General features: G+C 74.3%; 3 protein-coding genes. 2 read left to right on the plus strand and 1 reads right to left on the minus strand.

Features of this window, described 5'->3' with window-relative positions:
* Together AB0I76_RS29900 and AB0I76_RS29905 are read left to right on the plus strand one after the other, a co-directional pair.
* On the plus strand, positions 1-604 hold a 604-nt coding region (locus AB0I76_RS29900; protein WP_357042471.1), incomplete at its 5' end, for a 5-formyltetrahydrofolate cyclo-ligase.
* A gap of 64 nt (positions 605-668) precedes the next feature.
* Positions 669-1,028 carry an FmdB family zinc ribbon protein gene (locus AB0I76_RS29905; RefSeq protein WP_357042474.1) on the plus strand — a complete coding sequence of 120 codons (360 nt, stop codon included), beginning with the start codon at positions 669-671 and terminating at the stop codon, positions 1,026-1,028.
* Positions 1,029-1,036: 8 nt separating this feature from the next.
* Here AB0I76_RS29905 and AB0I76_RS29910 read toward each other — a convergent pair whose 3' ends face one another.
* The gene (locus tag AB0I76_RS29910; protein ID WP_357042477.1) at positions 1,037-1,219 is read right to left on the minus strand and encodes a hypothetical protein; all 183 of its coding nucleotides are present in this window, start codon (positions 1,217-1,219) and stop codon (positions 1,037-1,039) included.
* Positions 1,220-1,403: the final 184 nt, after the last annotated feature.

Here is a 1,403-nt window from a genome sequence, read left to right on the forward strand (position 1 = left end):
CCGACGTGCGGCAGGCCGCGCTGATCCCCACCGCGTACTACACGGGGGCGTCCAGGCCGAGCTGGTCTCGGTCGTACGCCGGATACGCCCCCGCCGCATGACCGCGTACGTCCCGGTGGGCTCGGAGCCCGGCGGCGCGGACCTGCCGGCGGTCCTGCACGCGGCGCTGCCGCCGGGCGGGGAGCTGCTGCTACCGGTTCTCCGGGACGACCTGGATCTGGACTGGGCCGTCTGGACCGGCCCGGACGCGCTGGTCGCCGCCGGCCGGGGCATGCGCGAGCCGGTCGGCCCCCGGCTCGGGGTGGACGCGGTCGCCCGGGCGGAGCTGGTGGTGGTGCCCGCGCTGGCGGTGGACCGTCGCGGGCTGCGGCTGGGCCGGGGCGGCGGCTCGTACGACCGGGCCCTCGCCCGGGTGCCGGCCACCACGCTGACCGTGGTGCCGCTGCACGACGGTGAGCTGGTCGACGTGTTGCCGACCGAGCCGCACGACCGACCGGTGCGCGCGGTGGTCACCCCCGCCGGGGGGCTGCGTACGCTGGACCCCGCACTCGCCGACGGTGAGGGTGTCGCGCCCCACACGTCCGCTGGACGAATCCGGGGGTGATGACGCACCATTGGCACTCGAAGTCGTCGAGTGCCAACCGGCCGTGCCAGATCCGGAGGAGAACGTGCCCACGTACCAGTACGCCTGCACCGCGTGCGGCCAGCAACTCGAGGCGGTGCAGTCCTTCTCCGACGAGCCGCTGACCGAGTGCCCGGCCTGCGAGGGACGGCTGCGGAAGGTCTTCAACTCCGTCGGCGTCGTGTTCAAGGGCTCCGGCTTCTACCGCACCGACTCGCGGTCCTCCGGCTCGGAGACCAGCACCGGTGGTTCCAAGCCGGCGAAGTCCACCGGCGGTGACTCCGGCTCGTCGTCCAGCGGCGCGACCACGTCCCCGTCGACCTCGAACGGCTCCTCCGGGTCGTCGGCGTCGTCCGGCTCGACCGGCGGCGGTTCTTCCAAGGCCCCGGCGGCCACCGCCTCCTGACCTCGGCGTCAGTCCCAGTGCGGGGGGCGTTCGGCGAGCAGCCAGTCGTCGTTGCCGCCGCCGCGCTCGCCCCAGCCTCGGTCGGTGTCGTCGGAGGTCTGCTCGGGCAGCACCACGAAGTCGTCGTCGGACAGGTCCACCGTCCGCTCGTCGTCGTGTACGCCCGGCACGCCCGGGTCCTCGGTGCTCACGAGCGGCAAGACTAGCGCAGCCAGAGGCAACGACACGGGCACCGACGTGTGCCACCGCCGGCGGGCCCGGCGAACGCCCGACCGCCCAGCCGCCCGACCACCCAGCCGCGTCTACATCTCCAACCTGCTCCAGGGCGACCTCGGCCAGTCCCTCACCGGCCGGCAGATCGGCGAGGATGTCGCC

The sequence above is a fragment of the Micromonospora sp. NPDC049799 genome (assembly GCF_040656655.1).
Lineage (GTDB): Bacteria > Actinomycetota > Actinomycetes > Mycobacteriales > Micromonosporaceae > Micromonospora.